General features: G+C 74.4%; 11 protein-coding genes. 6 read left to right on the forward strand and 5 right to left on the reverse strand.

Annotated elements, in window-relative coordinates:
- Positions 1–333: 333 nt before the first annotated feature.
- Positions 334–867: a MarR family winged helix-turn-helix transcriptional regulator gene (locus IE207_RS18880; RefSeq protein ID WP_190185432.1), complete on the reverse strand. Its 534-nt coding sequence runs from the start codon at positions 865–867 to the stop codon at positions 334–336.
- Between the two features lie 124 nt (positions 868–991).
- On the opposite strand from IE207_RS18880, the gene IE207_RS18885 reads away from it, so the two are divergent.
- The gene (locus tag IE207_RS18885) at positions 992–2,293 is read left to right on the forward strand and encodes an MFS transporter (RefSeq protein WP_229873835.1); all 1,302 of its coding nucleotides are present in this window, start codon (positions 992–994) and stop codon (positions 2,291–2,293) included.
- 99 nt (positions 2,294–2,392) lie between these two features.
- Here the strand turns inward: IE207_RS18885 and IE207_RS18890 are convergent, their stop codons facing one another.
- On the reverse strand, positions 2,393–4,123 hold the full coding sequence (locus tag IE207_RS18890) for an ATP-binding SpoIIE family protein phosphatase (protein WP_190185675.1): 1,731 nt from the start codon (positions 4,121–4,123) through the stop codon (positions 2,393–2,395).
- Positions 4,124–4,279: 156 nt separating this feature from the next.
- Positions 4,280–5,707: an NAD(P)/FAD-dependent oxidoreductase gene (locus IE207_RS18895; RefSeq protein WP_190185434.1), complete on the reverse strand. Its 1,428-nt coding sequence runs from the start codon at positions 5,705–5,707 to the stop codon at positions 4,280–4,282.
- 342 nt (positions 5,708–6,049) lie between these two features.
- Here IE207_RS18895 and IE207_RS18900 point away from each other — a divergent pair, with 342 nt between their 5' ends.
- Together IE207_RS18900 and IE207_RS18905 are read left to right on the forward strand one after the other, a co-directional pair.
- On the forward strand, positions 6,050–6,817 hold the full coding sequence (locus tag IE207_RS18900; RefSeq protein ID WP_190185435.1) for a TetR/AcrR family transcriptional regulator: 768 nt from the start codon (positions 6,050–6,052) through the stop codon (positions 6,815–6,817).
- Positions 6,818–7,031: 214 nt separating this feature from the next.
- A complete protein-coding gene (locus tag IE207_RS18905; RefSeq protein WP_190185436.1) occupies positions 7,032–8,957 on the forward strand; it encodes a sigma-70 family RNA polymerase sigma factor in 1,926 nt (641 codons plus the stop codon).
- Here IE207_RS18905 and IE207_RS18910 read toward each other — a convergent pair.
- Together IE207_RS18910 and IE207_RS18915 are read right to left on the reverse strand one after the other, a co-directional pair.
- Positions 8,944–12,129 (reverse strand): ATP-binding protein, encoded by a 3,186-nt coding sequence (locus tag IE207_RS18910; RefSeq protein ID WP_190185437.1) that lies wholly within the window; start codon positions 12,127–12,129, stop codon positions 8,944–8,946. The two genes, IE207_RS18905 and IE207_RS18910, sit on opposite strands and share 14 nt — an antisense overlap.
- A 1,044-nt stretch (positions 12,130–13,173) precedes the next feature.
- Complete coding sequence (locus tag IE207_RS18915) at positions 13,174–15,432, reverse strand: asparagine synthase-related protein (RefSeq protein ID WP_229873819.1); 2,259 nt, start codon at positions 15,430–15,432, stop codon at positions 13,174–13,176.
- Between the two features lie 655 nt (positions 15,433–16,087).
- On the opposite strand from IE207_RS18915, the gene IE207_RS18920 reads away from it, so the two are divergent.
- The 3 genes from IE207_RS18920 to trmB all read left to right on the forward strand — a co-directional run bounded on the left by IE207_RS18920 (position 16,088) and on the right by trmB (position 20,371).
- Positions 16,088–17,761 (forward strand): NsdA family TPR-like regulatory protein, encoded by a 1,674-nt coding sequence (locus IE207_RS18920; protein WP_190185439.1) that lies wholly within the window; start codon positions 16,088–16,090, stop codon positions 17,759–17,761.
- Positions 17,762–17,828: 67 nt separating this feature from the next.
- Positions 17,829–19,031, forward strand: coding sequence for an L-2-hydroxyglutarate dehydrogenase (gene lhgD, locus IE207_RS18925; RefSeq protein WP_190185676.1), 1,203 nt, complete (start codon positions 17,829–17,831; stop codon positions 19,029–19,031).
- Positions 19,032–19,558: 527 nt separating this feature from the next.
- Positions 19,559–20,371: a tRNA (guanosine(46)-N7)-methyltransferase TrmB gene (gene trmB / locus IE207_RS18930; protein ID WP_229873820.1), complete on the forward strand. Its 813-nt coding sequence runs from the start codon at positions 19,559–19,561 to the stop codon at positions 20,369–20,371.
- Positions 20,372–20,492: the final 121 nt, after the last annotated feature.

Raw genomic sequence — 20,492 nt, forward strand, 5'->3', positions numbered from 1 at the left:
TTCGTACTCACCCTCTCGGGCTTTCCTCCGGGCGCTTCCTTTGTTCTTCGTTTTGTTCTTGCATTTCCGACTCTATCAGATCCTTTCGGGCCTGACCCCCAGTCAGCGGGGTTTGTCTTCCGGGCTGTTGGGCCCTTCCGACTCCCAGAACTCTAGTGGATTTCCCCGGCGATTCATAATCCGCCTTCGGGAATTCATTCGGGCATGCCGAAATCGTTCCCAGTGGGTGATCGTGCTGAGTTGGGTGCCGCAACGAGGCGGCGGGATGTGCCGTCGCAGAACCTTCCGGTCCTGGGACAACTCGAAGAACCTTACGGATCCGGGCGAGGCGTGTCAACCCCGGGCTTGGAGGTCCTCTACGCGGTCCAGCAGGCGGGTGAGCATGTCGCCCAGGACGCCGCGTTCCGCCGTGGAGAGGTCCTGGAGGAGGTCCTCCTCGAAGACCGTGGCGGCCCGCATGGCGTCGAGCCACTTGCTGCGGCCCTCGTCCGTCAGCTCCACGATCACGCGGACGCGGTTCGATTCGTCCCGCTCCCGGGTGACCAGCCCCTCCGCCGTCATGCGGTCGATCCGGTGGGTCATCGCCGCCGGAGTCAGGCCCAGCTGCTTCGCGAGCTCGCTCGGGCCCATCCGGTACGGGGCTCCGGAGATGACGAGCGCCTTGAGGACCTCCCACTCCGCGTTGCTGATGCCGAGGGCCGCGGTCTGGCGTCCGTACGCGACGTTCATACGGCGGTTCAGCCGGCTCAGTGCCGAGACCACCTTCTCGACCTGGGGGTCGAGGTCCTGGAACTCGCGCTGGTAGACGGCGATCTGCTCGTCGAGGCTCGGCTCGTGGACGGGGCTGGTGCCGTCGGTTTCACCCATGCCCCGAAGTATCGCACGAGCTCGTTGGCATCTAACTCCTTCGATGTGTAGAGTTAAGCATCGAACTTTAGGCATGAAGTCTTGAGGCTTCAGTTATCGAGGCAGGTGAGAAGTGACCAAGGTGATGGGTGCTGCGATGCGGCGGATCCAGGCCGGCAACGCGTTGACCGCGTTCGGCATCGGCTTCACGGTTCCGTTCCTCTACATCTATGTGGCGCAGGTGCGGGGTCTGGGCTCCATGGCCGCCACGAGCGCGTTCGTGGCCTTTGCTCTGGGTGCTCTGATCGCGCTGCCCTTCACCGGTCGCGTCATCGACCAGCGTGGGCCGGTCCCTGTCGTGATGGGCGCGGCGGTGGCCGCGTCGGCCGGTGCCTTGTCGCTGGGGCTGTCCACCGGCGTCGTGCCGATCCTGCTGTCGGCTCTGGCGCTCGGCGCCGGGCAGGCCGTGATGCAGCCCGCGCTGGCCACGATGATCGTGTGGTGCTCGACCCCGTCCACCCGGACGCGGGCCTTCGCCCTCCAGTTCTTCATGCAGAACCTGGGGCTGGGCATCGGTGGTCTCATCGGCGGCCAGATCGTGGACGTCGGCCACCCGGGCAGCTTCACCCTGCTCTTCGGCATCGAGGCCGTGATGTTCCTGGTGCTGGCCGGTGTGATCGCCACCGTTCGGATGCCGCACGCGCCGAGCATCAAGGACGCCGTGCCGAAGGACCCGGGGGCCGGGGGTGCCTGGAAGCGGATGCTGCGGCACAGGGCCATGGTCAAGCTGCTGGTGCTGGGCTTCGTGATCTTCTTCGCCTGCTACGGGCAGTTCGAGTCCGGGCTCGCCGCCTTCGGGACCGAGGCCGCCGGTATCTCCCCGTCCACCCTGGGCTTCGCGCTCGCCGCCAACACGGGGGCGATCGTCGTCGCGCAGTTCGTGGTGCTCAAGCTGGTCGAGAAGCGCCGTCGTTCCCGTGTCATCGCGCTGGTCGGACTGATCTGGACCGGGGCATGGGTCATCGCCGGGTTCTCGGGGCTGGGGCACGGCAGTGCGCTGATGGCCGCCGGTGCGTTCATCACGACGTACGCGCTCTTCGGCATCGGTGAGGCGATGCTGTCGCCGACGCTCGCCCCGCTGGTGGCGGATCTGGCGCCGGAGGGTTCGGTGGGTCAGTACAACTCGGCGTTCGCGCTGGTCAAGCAGATGGCGCTGGCGCTCGGGCCGCTGGGTGTGCCGCTGGGTGCGGGCGTTCCGATGTTGTACATCGGGGTCTTCATCGCCGTGTCGCTCGGGATCGCGTGGCTGGCGCTGCGGATCGGCAAGCAGCTGACCGCGGTGCAGGACAACCCGTCGCTGGCCAAGGCCGCTGTGCCGGCCGAGCCGGTCGCCGTGGAGGCGTCCAAGCGGGCGTCGGAGCAGGTCTCCGAGCGAGTGGCCGCGTAGGAGGTCAGACGTGCAGGGCGTCATAGAGGTGAGCGTGTAGGTGTGGACGAAGGGCCCGGTCCGGGAAGGACCGGGCCCCTTGTCGTTCGGGCGTCCCGGTTATTTGTCCGGCAGGGCGAATTCGCACCAGACGGCCTTGCCGCCGCCGGGGGTGCGGCGGGTGCCCCAGCTGGAGGCGATGGTCGCGACGATGGAGATGCCGCGGCCGGTCTCGTCGCCCGGTTCGGCGCGGCGGCGGCGCGGGAGGTGGTCGTCGCCGTCGGTGACCTCGACGATCAGGCGGCGGTCGGTGCGGCGCAGCCGCAGTCGCATGGGCGGGGTTCCGTGCTGGAGGGAGTTGGCCACGAGTTCGCTCGCGGCCAGGACCCCGAGGTCGCACAGCTCGACGGGGAAGCGCCAGGAGGCCAGGACGCCCTGGGCGAAGGCGCGGGCGCGCGGGGCCGCTTCGACCCCGCCGAGGAGTTCGAGGGCGGCGTTGTGGAAGAGCTCGGCGTCGGCGCCGGTGCGGGCGGGCTGCTGGAGGACCATGACGGCGACGTCGTCGTCGTGGTCGGCGTCGACGCCGAGGGCGCGCATCAGGCGGTCGCAGATGACGGCCGGGGTGCCCTGGGCGCCGGAGAGGGCGCGTTCGAGGGCGGCGACGCCTTCGTCGATGTCCTCGCCGCGGCGTTCGACGAGGCCGTCGGTGTAGAGGACCGCGGTGGAGCCGGGGCCGAGGGCGATCGTGCCGGAGGTGTGGAGCCAGCCGCCGGTGCCGAGCGGCGGGCCGGTGGGGTCGGCGGCGCGGCGCACGGTGCCGTCCTCGTCGCGGACCAGGATGGGGAGGTGGCCGGCGGAGGCGTAGGCGAGCAGGCCTTCGTTGGGGTCGTGGACGGCGTAGACGCAGGTGGCGATCTGGCTGGCGTCGATCTCGGCGGCGAGGCCGTCGAGGAGCTGGAGCACCTCGTGGGGCGGGAGGTCGAGGCGGGCGTAGGCGCGGACCGCGGTGCGCAGCTGGCCCATGACGGCTGCGGCGCGCACTCCGCGGCCCATGACGTCGCCGATGACGAGGGCCGTGCGGCCGGCGCCGAGGGTGATGACGTCGTACCAGTCGCCGCCGACGGCGGCTTCGGTTCCGCCGGGCTGGTAGGTGGCGGCGATGCGGAGGTCGTCGGGCTGTTCCAGTTCCTGCGGCAGGAGGGAGCGCTGGAGGGTGACGGCGGCCTCGCGCTGGCGCCGCTCGCTGGCGCGCAGGCGTTCTGCGGCTTCGGCGTGGTCGGTGACGTCGGCGAGGTGGACCAGGACACCGGTGTGGTGGGGGTCGCTCTCGCCGTCGGTGCCGGCTTTGGGGAAGGCGACGGGGGTGCAGGTGACGGTGTACGAGCTGGCGCCGCCGGGTGCGGAGCGGTTCTTGGCGGTACGGGGCTTGCCGCTGCGCTGGACCTGGTCGAGGAGGGGGAGCAGGCCGAGCTCGCCGAGTTCGGGGAGGGCGAGGTGGGCCGGGGCGCCGGTGGTGCGGTCGCCGAAGCCGGCGGTGTAGGCGTCGTTGACGTAGGCGACGCGGTGTTCGGGGCCGTGGACGAGCGCGACGAGGGCGGGGAGCAGACCGAGGACTTCCCGCGCGGAGAGTTCGTCCAGGGACGGCACGGCGGTGAGGGGGCCGGTGCCGGTACCGCGGACGGTGGGTTCGGCGGGGGCACCGTCCGGGGGTGCCGGGGGGTGGGCGGCCGCGCCGCGGGCCGCCGGGACGGAGCCCTCACCCCGTTTGGCCTGGGCGGCGGCATGTTCGGTCCGGGCGGCGGCGCGGCGCTGCGTTCCGGGGAACCGTGCGCTCCAGCGCGTGAAGTTCACTGCGTTCAAGCCTCGTGGTGTCGCAAGTGGTCGCTGTGTCTGCCCCGGCAAGGGCCGGGGGCTTCCCCCAGGGTCGAGCGTTGGACGGTGTCACTCTGTGCAGGTGTGAGCCCACCTATGGTCACACGTCCAGTGTGGCCGAGCGCACTGACAGAGTCAGTCCCCTTTGTCCTTCGGGGGGTTGGAGGCCGGCCCGGGCGGAGGCGCGTGCCGGCCCGTGGGGGTGCCACCTGCGGCGAGTTCGAATTCCGCGCGGGGGTGTTCCAGGGAGCCGAGGGAGACGATCTCGCGTTTGAACAGGCCGGAGAGGGTCCATTCGGCGAGGACGCGCATCTTGCGGTTGAAGGTGGGGACCCGGCTGAGGTGGTAGGCGCGGTGCATGAACCAGGCGGGGTAGCCCTTGAGCTTGCGGCCGTAGACGAAGGCGACGCCTTTGTGGAGGCCGAGGGAGGCGACGGAGCCGACGTACTTGTGCGCGTACTCGGTGAGGACTTCACCGCGCAGTGAGGCGGTGAGGTTGTCGGCGAGGGCCTTCGCCTGGCGGACGGCGTGCTGGGCGTTGGGGGCGCATTCGCGGCTGTGCTCGCCGGCGGTGATGTCGGGGACGGCGGCCGCGTCGCCGGCGGACCAGGCGTTCTCGACTCCTTCGACGGTGAGGAAGGCGGTGCAGGCGAGTCGGCCGCGTTCGTTCTTGGGGAGGTCGGTGGCGTCGAGGATCGGGTGCGGTTTGACGCCGGCGGTCCACACGACGGTCCGGGTGGGGAAGCGGGAGCCGTCGCTGAGGACGGCAACGCGGTTCTCGCAGGATTCGAGGCGGGTTTCGAGGCGGACGTCGATGTTGCGTCTGCGCAGTTCACGGACGGTGTAGACGCCCATCTCCGGGCCGACTTCGGGGAGGATCCGGTTGCTGGCCTCGACCAGCACCCACTTCATGTCCTCGGGCTTGATGTTGTGGTAGTACCGGGCCGCGTAGCGGGCCATGTCCTCCAGTTCGCCGAGGGCCTCGACGCCCGCGTAGCCGCCGCCGACGAAGAGGAAGGTGAGGGCGGCGTCGCGGATGGCGGGATCGCGGGTGGAGGAGGCGATGTCCATCTGTTCGATGACGTGGTTGCGCAGGCCGATGGCCTCTTCGACGCTCTTGAAGCCGATGCCGTAGTCGGCGAGTCCCGGGATGGGGAGCGTGCGGGAGATGGAGCCGGGCGCGAGGACGAGTTCGTCGTACTCGATCTGCCTCGGGCCGGTTCCCTCGTCGGCGGTGGCGAGGGTGGAGACGGTCGCGGTGCGCTTGGCGTGGTCGATGTGCTCGGCCTCGCCGATGACGATGCGGCACTTGTCGAGGACGCGGCGCAGCGGGACGACGACGTGGCGCGGGGAGATGGCGCCGGCCGCCGCCTCGGGGAGGAAGGGCTGGTACGTCATGTACGGGTCCGGCGTGACCACCGTGACCTCGGCCTCGCCCGGTCTCAGCTTCTGCTGGAGCCGGAGAGCCGTGTACATGCCGACGTAGCCGCCGCCGACGACGAGGATGCGCGTGCGGGGCGGGGTGCCGGGTGCCGTGCCCGGGGTGTTAGCAGCCTTCACCATCCCATGACGCAACGTGGCTGGGAGTTTGTCCACAGGCTCAGCAAATTGTGTGACCGGGGAGAGGGGTGGGGCGGGGCTGTCGAGGTGTCCGGATCCGGGTGGAGCGCCGCAGGTCAGGGGGTGCGGAGGGGGTGATTCCGGAGGCTTGTGGCGGAAAAGTGGGGGTGAATGCTCCGATCGGGCGGCGCTCCATGGGGGGCTGCCTCTTCTGAATTGACTCTGGCTCAACTATGTTCGTATCTCGTCGAGGAGCAGGACCGGGGCCCACTGACCGTGGCCCACCCTCGGCACGAAGGCGGGGAGTGTCTCCGGGGGGAGACAAATGATCACCGGGGGAAACATATGAACATGTCCGATTTCCATGGTTCTGCGACCGCTCTGTCGACTGACAGCGGCCGCGTGATGACCGGCGCGACGACGCACGGTGTGGGTCGTTCCACGCCCCTGCGCGTCGACGCCCAGCGCAACCTCGAACACGTCCTGCGCGCGGCGCGCGAGGTGTTCGGCGAGCTGGGCTACGGGGCGCCGATGGAAGACGTGGCGCGACGGGCGCGGGTCGGCGTCGGCACCGTGTACCGGCGTTTCCCGAGCAAGGACGTGCTGGTCCGGCGGATAGCCGAGGAGGAGACCGCCCGGCTGACCGACCAGGCGAAGGCGGCGCTGGGCCAGGAGGAGGAGCCGTGGCAGGCCCTCTCCCGTTTCCTGCGCACCTCGGTGGCTTCGGGCGCGGGGCGGCTGCTGCCGCCGCAGGTGCTGCGGGTCGGCCCCGCCGAGGAGGACGAGGCCGAGGAGGCGGAGGCGGCCGTCCGCGTGCCGCATCAGCGCCAGGCCGTCGGGACCGGTGGCCCGGACCTGCGTGTGGTGGGGTCACGTGCCGCCCACGACGAGCCGTCCGAGGACTCCGGGGCGGGTGCGCTGCTGGAGGTCGTGGGCCAGCTCGTGGACCGCGCCCGGGAGGCGGGTGAGCTGCGGACCGATGTCACGGTGGCCGATGTGCTGCTGGTGATAGCGACCGCCGCTCCGGCGCTCCCGGACCCGGCGCACCAGGCCGCCGCTTCCTCACGGCTGCTCGACATCCTGCTGGAGGGGCTGCGCTCGCGGACCGCGTGAGACGTCGGCCGCTCGTGCGGCGGCTGCCCGTGCGGCGGCTGCTCGTGCGCCGGTCACTCGAACGGTCGCCGCTCGAACGGGTGGCGAACGGTACAGCGATTCGCCGGATCATGCCCGGATGAGTGGATGGGGCGCAGAGCGGCCCGGGGCGTACGCGCCGTGTGCCACGCTGGATCGGTGTACCGGTTGAGTGTGGCGTGCGGGGGCTTCCGCGATGGGCGTTGACGGTCGGGGCGAGTCACTCGGTGACGCCGGTGGCAAGGCCGAGGTGAGCGGGCTGCACGCCCGGCAGGTACCGGCGCAGCGCGATCCCGGCACCCGGCAGGCCTCCGCGGGCATGTCCGCCGGGGAACTGCCACCATCGGACGCCGACTTGGTCGCCCGGATGCGGGGCGGGAACGACAGCGCCTACGAGGAGCTGTTCCGCCGGCACGCCGATGCCGTCCGGCGCTACGCGCGCACCTGCTGCCGGGACGCGCACACCGCCGACGACCTGACGGCCGAGGTGTTCGCGCGGACGCTGCAGGCGGTACGGGGCGGGGCCGGGCCGGACCACTCGGTGCGGGCGTACCTGCTGACGACCGTGCGGCGGGTCGCCGCCGCCTGGGCGAAGACGGCCAGGCGGGAGCAGCTGGTCGAGGACTTCGCGGTGTTCGCGGAGCAGGCGGCCGCCGGGGCGGACAGCGGCGGCGGGCTGGGCGGGCTGTCGGGGGACGACACCCTGGAGCTGGGCGCCGACGTGCGGGCCATGCACGAGGCGGAGCAGTCGCTGGCGATGCAGGCGTTCCGCAGCCTGCCCGAGCGGTGGCAGGCCGTGCTCTGGCACACCACCGTGGAGGAGTCGACGCCGAGCGCTATCGCCCCGCTGTTCGGGCTGAGCGCCAACGCGACCGCGGTGCTGGCCGGCCGGGCCCGTGAGGGGCTCAAGCAGGCCTACCTCCAGGCGCATGTGAGCTCGGCGCTGAGCGAGGGCGGTGACTGCGCCCGCTACGCGGACCGGCTGGGCGCGTACGCGCGGGGCGGGCTGCGGGTGCGGGCTGAGCGGGGGCTGCGGGGGCACTTGGAGGAGTGCGCCAAGTGCCGGCTGGTCGTGCGGGAGCTCAAGGACGTCAACGCGGGGATTCCCGCGCTGCTGCCGGTCGCGGTCATCGGGTGGTTCGCCGCCGGGTACGCGGCGAAGGCGGCGGGTGTGGTGGCCGGCGGGGCTTTCGCTGCCGGCGGGGCCGGGGCCGCAGCCGCGGCGGCCGGGGGGACGGGTGCGGGTGCCGGTTCGGCGGGTGCCGGAGCGGCGGGGGCTGCCGGGACTGCGGGCGGGGCGGGGGGCGGGGCCGGGGGCGCGGTGGCGTCCGAGGCACTGGGGATGCCCGCCAAGGCCGCCATCGCCGCCGGACTCGCGGTCGCGGCGGCCGCCGGGGTGGTGTTCGCCCTCGTCGGGGACGGTGGCGAGCAGCAGGCCGGGGCGAAGCCGGTGCCGCAGACGGTGGCGCCGGTACGGCCGGCCCCCGGGTCCGCCGCGCCGCCCGTCGCGGAGCCGGGGCCGCCGCGGGCGAATCCGCCGGTAGCCGAGGCACCCGTACCCGTACCCCCGCGGCGCAGTGCCGCGCCGTCCCGGACTCCGGTCACCGTGCGTCCCGCTTCCCCGTCACCTTCGGTTTCGAGGCCGCCGGCCGCGTCCCGGCCCCCGAAGCCGGCGCCGAAGCCGTCGCAGGGGTTCCAGCTGGCCCGGCTGGAGCACTCCGTGTACGGGGAGCACACCGGTCCCGAACTGGAGACCTGGCGCAGCAGCTGGGTGTGGCAGCGCTGGGGACTGGTGGTGGGCGGGCAGCGGTTCGGGCAGGGGATCACCGTGAACTCCCGTTCGTCGGTGGAGGTCGGCCTCAACCGACGGTGCGGGGCCTTCTCGGCGCGGGTCGGGGTGGACGGCATGTCCCTGATGACCGACGCCGAGGTGCGGTTCTCCGTCTACGGGGACGGTCGGCGGCTGTGGAAGTCGGACGCCCTCGGGCACGACGACGCCCCGGTGCGGGTCGACGTGTCCCTGGCCGGGCAGACGACGCTGCGGCTGGTGGTGGAGCGGGCCGGGGAGGGGCGGCTGCCGGCGCTCGCGAGCTGGGCCGACGCGGTGGTCAGCTGCGGGTGAGCAGCCCCGCGACCTCGTGCGGGGTCAGCGCGGCGCCCGCCGTCTCCTCCTCGGCGTAGCGGGCCGGGCCGAGTACTGCGAGGTTCTGACCCGGGAGCGCGTGCAGGGCGGCGGTCTCGGGGACCGACCGCGGGTATCCGGCGCGCCAGGCGGTGGCGGCCGCGAGGACCCGTACGGATTCGGCGTGGCGCCCGGCCGGGGCGAGCATGACGGCCGCGGTCTCGGCGAGCGAGGCCAGGACGCGTTCGGCGCAGTGGGCGGTGACGGCCGCCTCCAGGGCCGGACCGATCCGGTCCAGTCCGGCGCGCGGGCCGTGCTCGCGGCCGGTCAGGACGGCGTCGACGTTGTCGAGCCCGGTGGTGAGCTGCGGGGGCGCAGAGGTCTTCGCGGCCTCGGCGCGGGCCAGGTCGATCCGGGTCCGGGCGTGGTCCTCCTGGCCGCGGAAGAGGGCGATCAGGGCGGTGAGAAGGTGGCTGTAGGCCCGTACGTCGTGCATCGCTCCGTACTGCTCGGCCTCGCGGTCGGCTTCGGTCAGCGTGCGCTCGGCCCTCTCGAAGTCACCGGCACAGAAGTCGCATTCGGCGAGCCGGGTCAGGACGAAGGGCACTTCGCTGTCCGCCCCGGCCTCGCGGGCGAGGTCCAGGCACTCCTCGTACGCGGTGCGGGCGAGGCCGTACTGACCCCGTGAGATCGCGAACTCACCGATGACGCCCGCCACCTGGGACCGGGTCCAACGGTCGCCGACGCGGCGGGCGAGGTCGCGGAGTTCGGCGAGGTCGGTCTCGACGGTGGGCAGGCCGCCCGTGGTGTCCATGGCGAAATGGGCGCGGACCAGGAGGGTGACGCCCAGTTCCCAGGGTGTGCCGTGGCGTCGGCAGTTCTGCACGCTCTCGTCGAGATTGCGCAGGAATTCGGCGGTGGGGGCGGCGAAGTGGGCCGTCATGGGCCAGAGCATGTTGGGGAAACGGGTGGACTCCGGTCCGCCGCCCCGCAGGACGCCCGTGATGCGGGCGGCGCGGTCGGCGTATTCCGGGGTGTGGAACTCCTGCGGCGGCTGGCTTTCTGAGGTCAGGAACAGGTGGAGCATTTCCAGGCGGGCCCGGGCGCGGTAGGCGGGTGAGCCCTCGGGGGCGGGGGCGTCGGGGGCTGGGGCGTCGGGGGTGAGTGCGAGGACCCTTGCGGCCCATTCGGCGCCTTCGGTGCGGTAGTGGCGCAGCCACCAGAACCAGCCGAGGGCGAAGGTGAGGCGCTGTGCGGTGTCGGTGTCGGCGGCGTCGACGGCGTGTTCGAACGCGGCGCGCAGGTTGTCGAGTTCGGTCTCGATCCGCCGGATCCAGGGGATCTGGGTGGCGGAGCGGAGGTGGGGTTCGGCTTCTTCGGCGAGGGCGAGGAAGCGGGCGGTGTGGCGGCGGGCGGTGGCCTCGGCGTCGGCGGGGGCGGTGAGGGCGCGTTCCGCGGCGTACTCGCGGATGGTTTCGAGCATGCGGTAGCGCATGCCGTCGGGGCCGGGTTCGGCCAGCACGAGGGACTTGTCGACGAGGGAGCCGAGGGCGTCGGCCACGTCCAGGCCGGGCCCGGCGCAGACGGCCTCGGCCGCGGCGAGGTCGCAGCCGCCGGAGAAGACGGACAGGCGGCGCAGGACGGTGCGCTCGGGCTCGGTGAGGAGTTCCCAGGACCAGTCGACGACGGCACGCAGGGTCTGCTGGCGGGGCAGGAGGGTGCGGCTGCCGCCGGTCAGGAGGCGGAAGCGGTCGTCGAGGCGGTCGGCGATCTGGCGCGGGGTGAGCAGGCGCAGGCGGGCGGCGGCGAGTTCGATGGCGAGCGGGAGGCCGTCGAGGCGGGCGCAGATCTCGGTGACGGCGTCCGGGTCGTCGGCGGGGTCGAAGCCGGGGCGGGCGGCGGTGGCCCGGTCCGTGAAGAGGCGGTGGGCGGGGGCGGGCGGCAGGGGTTCGACGGGGCGCAGGGCCTCGCCGGGGACGCCGAGGGGTTCGCGGCTGGTGGCGAGGATGCGCAGGCCGGGGCAGTGGGTGAGGAGCCGGTCGGCGAGTTCGGCGGCGGCGTCGATGACGTGTTCGCAGTTGTCGAGGACGAGGAGCATGCGGCGGTCGGCGCAGTGCTCCACGAGGAGGGTGGCGGGGTCGGCGGAGGCGGTACCCGTGTCGTGGGCGACCAGGGCGTTCTCGCGCAGGCCGAGGGCGCTGAGGACGGCGCCGGGTACGGCGGCGGGGTGGTCGAGTCGGGCGAGTTCGACGAGCCAGCCGGGTTCGGGGTGGGCGGCGGCGGCGTGTTCGGCGAGGCGGGTCTTTCCGGAGCCGCCGGGTCCGGTGAGGGTGACGAGGCGGGAGCGGGCCAGGTCGGTGCGGAGCGCGGCGAGTTCGGGTTCGCGGCCGACGAAGGAGGTGAGGCGGGGGCGGAGGTTGCCGGTGGGGCGCCGCTGCTCGGGCGGGGGTGGGCGCAGGAGTTCGGCGTGCAGGGCGCGCAGTTCCGGGCCGGGGTCGGCGCCGAGGCCTTCGGCGAGGGCGCGGCGGGTGGCCTCGTAGGCGGCGAGGGCTTCGGCGGGGCGGCCGGCGGCGCGCAGGGCGCGCAGGTGCAGGGCGTGGAGGGGTTCGTCGTACGGGTTCTCGTGGATCAGCGCCTCCAGTTCCGGGAGGAGCGTGGCCGGGGCGGGGGTGCCGGCGGTGAGCTCGGCGGCGATCCGGGCGCGGAGGGTGGCGGAGCGGAGGGCCTCGGGGGCGGCGGCGTGGGCGGTGCGGGCGGGTTCGGGGAGGTCGGCGAGGGCGGGGCCGCGCCAGAGGGCGAGGGCGGAGCGGAGGGTCGCGGCGGGGTCCTGGTGGCGGGCGGCTTCGCGGGCGAGGCGGGTGAAGCGGTGGAGGTCGACGTCGTCGCGGGTGGCGCCGAGGCGGTAGCCGCCGGTCGGGTCGGCGAGGACGGCGTCGCGGGAGCCGAGGGCGCGGCGGAGCCGGGAGACGAGGGCCTGGAGGGCGGCGGGGGCGTCCTGGGGCGGGTCGTCGCCCCAGACCTCGTCGACGAGGTCGGCGACCGTGGCGGCGGCGGGGGCGCCGGCGCGCAGGGCGAGGGCGGTGAGGAGCGCGCGCAGGCGGGCGCCGCCGATGGGGAGGGGGGCGCCGGTCGCGTCGCGTGCCTCGCTGGGGCCGAGGATGAGGTACCGCACCGGGCAATTCTGCCTTGACCCTGGCCGGGTGGTTACGGGTTTTCGGGCGCCCCCGGGCCCCCGGCCGCGCCGCGCCTTCCGGGGTGCCGCCAGGACCCCGCGCCCAACTCCCCCGCTGCCGGTCAGACGTACCCCCACCGGGCTCGATGCGGCGGGGCGGCACGCCCGTCCCGGCCGGCGCGGCGCCGTTGTACGAAGCGACCCGCCTGCGCCGGCCTTCCCGGGGCCACGGAGCCCGGTACGGCGCCGTGGCGCGAAGCGACCCCGGCTACGCCGGACCTCCCGGGGCCACGGAGTCCAGGACCCGCGCCCCACTCGCCCAGCTACCACTGGGAAGCGCCCCGACGGGCTCGATGTGGCGGGGCGGCACGCCTGTGCCAGTCCAGTCCAGTACGACGCCGGGGCACGGAGCGGCCCCCGCCCTGCGCCCGGGCCTTCCCGGGGCCACGGAATCCAGTGCGGCGCCGCCGCGCGAAGCGACCCCGGCCTGCGCCGGGCCCCGCGCCCCAACTCCCCTGCTGCCGGTCAGACGTACCCCCACCGGGCTCGATGCGGCGGGGCGGGCGCCTGCGCTCGGACCGCGGGGCGGCGGCGCTGCACGAAGCGGCCCCGCCTCCCTGGGCCGCTCCGGGCCCCGCTCAGGACTGTCGCCCCAACTCCCGTAGCCACCACCGGGAAACGCCCCATCGGGCTGATTGTGGCGGGTGCCACGACTGTGCCGGTCCGGTACGGCGCCGTGGCGCGGAGCGGCTCCGGCTACGCCGGACCTTCCGGGGCTCCGCCCAGGACCCGCGGTCCAACTCGCCCAGGCACCACTGGGAAGCACGCCACCGGGCTCGATGTGGCGGGTGTGCCGGCCGGTGCGGAGCCGTTGGGCGGAGCGGACCCGGGCTGCGGCGGGGCTTCTGGGACTCCGGTCTTGGAACTCCCGGCTACCGCTGCGAGGGGCCGTACGTGGCGCGTGGTACCGCTGTGCCCCGGGTTGCGGGTGCGCGCCGTTCCTGGTTGCGCCGGGACCCGCGCCCCGGAGGAGGTCGGCGGGGGTCAGGACAGGGCCGGGCGGCGGTGGGGGAGACCCGTGGGGACGGCGCGGCGGCGGGGAGTGGAGGTGCCCGTCCAGCAGGTGCCGCGGCGGGCCAGGAGGCGGCGGAGCCACAGTTCCATCGAGACGAGTTCCGCCAGCCCGTCCAGCGGCACCGGCCGCCCGTCCGCCGCGTCGAGCAGCGCCTGGCGCACCACCCGGGCCTCGATCAGTCCGGCGTCGGCCAGCAGCGGTGCGGTGAACAGGGACAGCAGGGAGGTCAGGGCCGCGCGCAGCCCCAGACGGGTCGCCGTCTCGTTGGGCTCGGGGGAGCTCACCCCCCAGCCCGGCGGCAGTTCCCGTACCCCGGAGGCCGACAGCACGCTGCGCAGGATCGCCGCGCGGGCCCCGGGCTGCACCCGCAGGGACTCCGGCAGGGCCCGCGCGGCCCGTACGACCTGGTTGTCCAGGAACGGGGCGTGCAGGCGCTGGCTGCGGACCTCCACGGCCTGCTCGAAGACGCGGTGGTCGGCGGCGTGCCGGGTCAGGGCGGCGCGGGCGCGGGCCTCGCCGGGGCGCAGGGACACCGGGGGCCGGCCGGCCGCGGTGGCCAGCCGGATCGATACTTCCGCCAGGGCCTCGCCGGTCAGCCAGCCCGCGGCCGGGCCCGGCCGGGACCAGGTCAGGGCGGCCAGCGAGGCGTCGACCGGCCCGGTGGCGGCCGCCGCGACCGCCCCTTCGCGCAGCCGGGCCGCGGCGGCCTCCATGCCCGCGCGGTACGACGTGCGGGCGAGCCGTCGGGCCGCCGCGTACACGGTCAGCGGCACCAGCAGGGAGTGGGAGTCCGCGGAGGCCGTCCGCGCCAGCGCGGCCACCGGGCGCAGCAGGTGGCGTCTGCGGCGGTCCATGAGGAGGTCGGCCAGCCGGGCGGGGTGCGCGTCGAGGACCTGGCGGGCTCCGTGCCCGGTGAAGTGGTCGGCGGAGCCGGCCGCCAGGCGGCGCCGCTCGCGCGCGGCGAACACGAGGGAGGGGCCGGGTTCGTCGGTCAGCGGCCCGTCGAGTTCCGCGTACGGGAGCGCTTCCTCGGCGGCGGCCACGACGACGTGGTGCAGCCGGGGATCGGTCGCGATGGCGTGGGCGCGTTCCAGTTCGGCCTCGCGCCCCCGCGGTGTGGCGAGGTCGTTGAAGGTGACGGCGAGGAGCCGTGAGCCGGATCCGGGCAGGGTCCCCGGTACGCCGGGCAGGCCGGCCGCGAGCAGGGCCAGCGTCGCGGAGGCGCTGCCGCCGGAGAGGTCGGCGCCCACTCCGGGCACCGGGGCGGGGGCTCCGCGCGCCGCACGCCGGTCGGCGGGGCCCATTCCGGGTACCGGCCCGGGGTCGGGTGCCAGGGCGTCGGGGGCATGCCGGGGGGCCGTGAGCCGGGCGCGCACCGCGTCGACCAATGCTTCCCGTACGCCCTCCACCGCGCGCTCGGGGTCGGCTTCGGGGGCGGCGACCGCGAGCGAGGCGACCGGTTCGTAGCCGGTGATCTCCCGGGAGCCCTCGCGCAGGATCAGCGTATGGCCGGGCGGGATGCGCCGGACGCCGACGTACGGTGTGCCGTCGCCCAGTGCTTCCGGGCTGTCGGGGCAGGCCAGGAGGGCGGCGAGATGGCCGATGTCGAGCTGCGCCTCGATGAGGTCGGCGAGCGGGAGTGCGGCGGTTGCGTACGCGGTGCCGCCCGCCCAGGGCGTGTAGAAGACGGGCCGGGCGCCGGCGAGGTCGCCGAGGACGGTGATCCGGCGCCCGGCCTGGACGACGGCGGTGTAGCTGCCGGACCACTGGGTGAGGTGGCGCAGCGCCCCGCCGCGGGCGGCGTACAGGGCGCGGCGCAGTTCGGCGTCGGTGGCGCCGCAGCAGCCGAGGACGGCGAGCCTGGTGAACGGGTCGGCGGGGTCGGCGGTGATGGTGCGGATCTCGTCGGGGCGCCAGTCGCCGACGGCCCACAGCGGGTCGGGGTCGCCCCACAGGAGTTGCGCCCCGACGGGGTGCACGGTGCGCTCCGCGTCCTGGGCGGCCGGGTCGTCGGGGTAGGCGGCGTCCGCGAGGCCGCCCCGGGGGGTGTCCGGGTAAGGGGTCCCGGCGGTGGTTCCGTACGCGGTGGACGCGTGGGCCGCCGATTCGTACGAGGACCCGCCCGCGGCCCCGTATTCGTACGCGGAGCCGGAAACACCCTGGCCGGAGACCCTTCCGGCCGTGCCGAAGCTCGCGGCGATACTGCTCCACCCGACCAACCAGCGCACCGCCGCCGCCTCCCCAGCCTGTGGGCAAATGACCGGGGCACGGGCAGCGCGGCCGGCGTGCGGGCGCGACCGTCCGGGACCCCGGGTGGCTCGGGGTCCATGCTGCCACGAGAGAGGGCATGCGAGAGGGGTTCGGGGGGCGCACATGCAAACGAACACGCCCCCAGCACACGGTATTTGGCGTTCCGTTCCCACCGCCCCATAGGTCGCTTTCAGCCATTCTTCGGCCGTACTGAGGGCCGGTGACGGCCCGCGACAGCCCCCCAGGGCCGTCGGCGGGGCGCGGCCCGAGGGGCGGCGACCGCCCCCCGGACCGTTCCGCCACCCGCGGGGATTGAGGCAGCGGCATCCCCCGGCCCGCCCGGTTCCCACGGGATCCGCGCGGCGGGCCGACCCACGCACCGCACATCGAATCGCCGGGCCCGGCGGGCGGCCAGAGCGCACGGCCGGGCGCACGGCACCACGGGCGGAGCACGCCATGGCACGTGCGCCCCGGGCGCGGGCCCCCTCCCGACTGTGCGTACGGACAACAATCTCGCCATACGGAAGTCGGGGCCTTAACGCTTGGGAGGCGGGGAACTACGCTGGGTTTACGAAATGCCGGGCGCCTATGCCCCGGCGGCGTCTGCGTTCCGCGTGTGACGAGGGGTGGCGCATGTCCAGGGAGCTCCGCGAGCCCAATGAGAAGCTCGGCGCCGTGCTCGCCCTGGCGGGCATCAGCAACGCCGGGCTGGCCCGGCGGGTGAACGACCTCGGCGCGCAGCGCGGCCTGACGCTCCGGTACGACAAGACGTCGGTGGCCCGGTGGGTGTCGAAGGGGATGGTGCCGCAGGGTGCGGCGCCGCATCTGATCGCCGCGGCCATCGGGGCGAAGCTTGGGCGTCCGGTGCCGTTGCACGAGATCGGCCTGGCGGACGCGGATCCGGCGCCGGAGGTCGGGCTGTCGTTCCCGCGCGACGTGGGGGCGGCGGTGCGGTCGGCCACCGATCTGTACCGGCTGGACCTGGTGGGGCGGCGCGGGGGCGGCGGGATCTGGCAGTCGCTGGCCGGTTCGTTCGCCGTGTCGGCGTACGCGACGCCCGCCTCGCGCTGGCTGATATCGCCCGCCGACGGTTCGGTGGCGCGCGAGCCGGGCGGCGCGGCAGCGGTACGGGAGGCGGCGGAGCCCGTCGTGGCGGCCGGCCCTTCGGCGCCGGCCCGGCAGAGCCAGCGCACCGCACACTCCCCGCGCGAACCGGGCGCCGCGGCGGGCAGCCCGGCAGGCACTGCGGCAGGCACCGCGACGGGAAGCGGGGCAGGCAACTCGGCGGGCGCGGGAGCCCCGGGCACCGCGACGCCTCCCACCGCGACGCCTCCCACCGCAGCGCCGAACCTGGCAACGGCCGGCGGCGGCATCTCGGACGTCTCCCCGCAGCGCGTCGGGCACAGCGACGTGACCAAGCTGCGCGAGGCCGCTGAGGACGCCCGCCGCTGGGACTCCAAGTACGGCGGCGGCGACTGGCGTTCCTCGATGGTGCCGGAGTGCCTGCGGGTGGACGCGGCGCCGCTGCTGCTGGGTTCCTACACGGACGAGGTGGGCCGCGCGCTGTTCGGTGCGACCGCCGAGCTGACCCGGCTGGCCGGGTGGATGGCGTTCGACACCGGCCAGCAGGAGGCCGCCCAGCGCTACTACATCCAGGCGCTCCGGCTCGCCCGCGCGGCCGCCGACGTGCCGCTCGGCGGGTACGTGCTGGCCTCGATGTCCCTCCAGGCCACCTACCGGGACCACCCCGACGAGGGCGTGGACCTCGCCCAGGCCGCCGTGGAACGCAACCGCGGCCTTGCCACCGCCCGCACCATGAGCTTCTTCCGGCTCGTGGAGGCCCGGGCGCACGCGAAGGCGGGCGATTCGGCGGCCGCCGGCTCGGCGTTGCGGGCGGCGGAGGGCTGGCTCGAACGCGCCCGGGACGGCGATCCGGACCCCACCTGGCTGGGTTTCTACTCGTATGACCGTTTCGCCGCTGATGCGGCGGAATGCTACCGGGACCTCAAACTCCCCCGGCAGGTACGCCGCTTCACCGAGCAGGCCCTGTCCCGCCCCACGGAGGAGTACGTGCGCTCGCACGGGCTGCGCCTGGTGGTGAGCGCGGTCGCCGAGCTGGAGTCGGGCAACCTCGACGCGGCGTGCGCGGCGGGCACCCGGGCGGTGGAGGTCGCGGGCCGGATCTCCTCTGCCCGGACGAACGAGTACGTACGGGACCTGCTGCACCGGCTGGAACCGTACGGGGACGAACCGCGCGTCGCGGAGCTGCGCGAACGGGCCCGGCCGCTGCTGGTGACACCCGCGTAGCCGCGCTGTCGGTGGCGGGGTGCAGTATGCAGGGGTGGGAGGTGTCGGCTTGGGCGGCGGCGTGGGCATGGGCGTGGGCGTGGACTGTGACGTTGTGGTGATCGGCGGCGGGATCGTCGGTCTGTCGACAGCGCATGCCCTGTCGCGCCTGGCTCCGGGCACGCGGGTGACCGTCCTGGAGAAGGAGGACGGCCCCGCCCGCCACCAGACGGGCCGCAACAGCGGGGTGATCCACAGCGGCATCTACTACCGCCCGGGCTCGTTGAAGGCGCGGTCCGCGGTGCGCGGGGCGGCCGAGATGGTCAAGTTCTGCGCGGAGTACGGCATCGCGCACGAGGTGACCGGGAAGCTGATCGTCGCCACGGAGCGGGAGGAGCTGCCGCGGCTGCACGCGCTGGTGCAGCGGGGCCGCGAGAACGGCATTCCGGTGCGGGAGCTGGGCCCGGCGCAGATCGCGGAGTACGAGCCGGAGGTGCGGGGGCTGGCCGCGATCCATGTCGGTACGACCGGGATCGTGGACTACGGGCAGGTCGCGGCGCAGCTGGCGGAGTCCTCCGGTGCGGAGATCGTCTACGGCGGGGCGGTGGACCTGATCTCGCGCCGCCCGGCCGGGGTCGCGGTCCGCACGACGGCGGGCGCGGTGGTGCGCTCCCGGGTGCTGGTGAACTGCGCGGGCCTGCAGTGCGATCGGATCGCCCGGCTGGCCGGTGACGAGCCGGGGATGCGGATCATCCCTTTCCGGGGTGAGTACTACGACCTGGCGCGGCCGTCGCTGGTGCGCGGGCTGGTCTACCCGGTGCCGGACCCGGCGTTCCCCTTCCTCGGTGTGCATCTGACGCGGGGCATCGGGGGCGGGGTCCACGTCGGGCCGAACGCGGTGCCCGCCCTCGCGCGGGAGGGGTACGGCTGGGGCACGGCCTCGCCGCGGGACCTCGCCGACGAGCTGGCCTGGCCGGGGGCGTGGCGGATGGCCTCGCGGCACTGGCGGTACGGGGCGGGCGAGATCCGGCGTTCGCTGTCGAAGCGGGCCTTCACCGAGGCGGTGCGGCGCCTGCTGCCGGAGGTCTCGTCGACGGACCTGGTCCCGGCGGCGGCCGGGGTGCGGGCGCAGGCCGTCCTGCGGGACGGGACGCTGGTGGACGACTTCCTGATCCGGGAGGCGCCCCGTACGGTGCACGTCCTGAACGCCCCTTCGCCGGCGGCGACCGCGTCCTTGCCGATCGGCCGCGAGGTAGCCCGCCGTGCCCTGGCAGCGCTCGCGTCAGCCTGACCCGCATCCCCGGCGGCCCGCGAGCCGCCCTGTCTGCGACTGCGAACCGACCCCCCGCCCGGCATCACCCGTCGAGCTGTCACCGCCACGACGGCGCCACCGCCCGGCAGGGGTGACCACCGCCCGGCGAAGGAAACCGCCCTACCGCCGCAGACCGGCCTGTCACGTCGCAACCGTCCCCACGGCCGTGACCCGCGTCGACGTGGCCCTCCGCCGGACGGGGTGGCCGCCGCCGGGTCCGGTCACGCGGGCGGCCTGGGCGGGCGGGCGGCGCCTGCGGGCCGCCCGTTGTCCACCCTGCCCCCGCGACCCGCGTCGCAGACCCCGACGCCCGAGCCGGTCCGCGGGCGGCTGACAGGACGGCGCCCCACACGTCCGCAGCCAGGGTCGGCAGTGCCGCGTGCCCGGCCGGCCGGCCCACGGAAGCCCCCACCGCGCCCCCGCGGCCCGGCCGGCCCCCGCATCCCCGGCCGCCCGCCGCGGAGCGGGAGGGCCGTGCGGTGCCCGAGTCGTAGAATCGGCACATTGTGTCTGAGTCCCTGAACCCCCAGCCGCCGAGCGCCAGCGCCCCCGCAGAGGGCGCCGCCTCGTACACGCCCCCGAAGTGGCGCACCGAGCCCCGCTTCCCCGACGGGCCCGCCCCCGACCCGGCCGGCTCGCACCACGAGCGCCGCATCCGCAGCTTCCAGCCGCGGCGCAGCCGGGTGACCACCGGGCAGGGCGAAGCCCTGAAGCGGCTCTGGGGCACCTGGGGCCTGGACATCGACGGGCACCGGGTCATCGACCTCAAGGCCATGTTCGACGGCCTCCCGGTCGTCCTGGAGATCGGCTTCGGCATGGGCGAGGCCACCGCCCAGATGGCCGCCGCCGACCCCGGGACCGGCATCCTCGCCGTCGACGTGCACACCCCCGGCCAGGGCAACCTCCTCGCGCTCGCCGAGCGGGGCGGCCTGACCAACGTCCGCGTGGCCAACGGCGACGCCATCATCCTGCTCCGCGAGATGCTGCCGCCGGACTCCCTCGCCGGGCTGCGCGTCTACTTCCCCGACCCCTGGCCCAAGGCCCGCCACCACAAGCGGCGCCTGATCCAGCCGGAGTTCCTCGACCTGGCCGCCACGCGCCTGGCCCCCGGCGCGATCCTGCACTGCGCGACCGACTGGGAACCGTACGCCGAGCAGATGCTCGAAGTGCTCACCGCCCACCCCCGGTTCGAGAACACCCGGGCCGACGGCGGTTTCGCGCCCCGCCCCGACTTCCGCCCCCTCACCCGCTTCGAGGGCCAGGGTCTCGACAAGGGGCACGTCGTACACGACTTGCTCTTCCGTCGCACGGACAGCTGACAGAACGGGCAACGTCACTCCGCGTGTCAGACCGGCTCGCTAGGGTGATGACGTGGGGTACCGAGCGCTCTCAGGTGTGCTCGCACGTCCGTCGGACCCGGTCCGTACGCGCGTGCTCGTC

Source organism: Streptomyces cirratus (assembly GCF_014650775.1).
Lineage (GTDB): Bacteria > Actinomycetota > Actinomycetes > Streptomycetales > Streptomycetaceae > Streptomyces > Streptomyces cirratus.